Here is a 501-nt window from a genome sequence, read left to right on the forward strand (position 1 = left end):
CGGCCTTTTCGTCACCGTCAGCGACACGGCCGCCGTGGCGCTGGGCTGCTGGCTGCTTTATCTCGGCCTCGACGGCAGCGGCCTCACCCCGGCCAGCGTCGATCCGCTGATCCGTTCGGTGCTCCAGGCCATCGTCGCCGTCACCCTCATGCGTGGGCTCATCGTCGCCCTGCTGGCGCCGAACACGCCGCAATGGCGCATTCTCGCCATTCCCGACCAGACCGCTGGGCCGGTGGCCAGGGCGCTGACGGCCGCCGTCGGCCTGGTGGTGGCCGGCTGGGCGCTGGGCGAGGTGCTGGAAGCCAGCGGCGGCGACCGGGCCACGGCGACAGCGCTGGACGCCGTCATCAACGCCGGCGTCGCGCTGGTGCTCGTGCGCATGCTGCGGCGGATGCGCGATGGCGTCGACTGCGAGGAGCAAAGCCTCGGCCCCTACATTCCGGCTGGCGGCGCGGCCACGGGCGTGTGGCGGCTCGGGGCGTGGATCCTTGCATTCCTGAT

General features: G+C 72.3%; 1 protein-coding gene. It reads left to right on the plus strand.

Annotation, left to right across the window (positions count from 1 at the left end; all coding sequences use genetic code 11):
- Positions 1-501 (plus strand): hypothetical protein (locus AC4FS3_RS29645; RefSeq protein WP_491023519.1); only part of this gene is annotated, 501 nt, incomplete at both ends.

It is taken from the genome of Pseudogemmobacter sp. TB195, assembly GCF_058313095.1.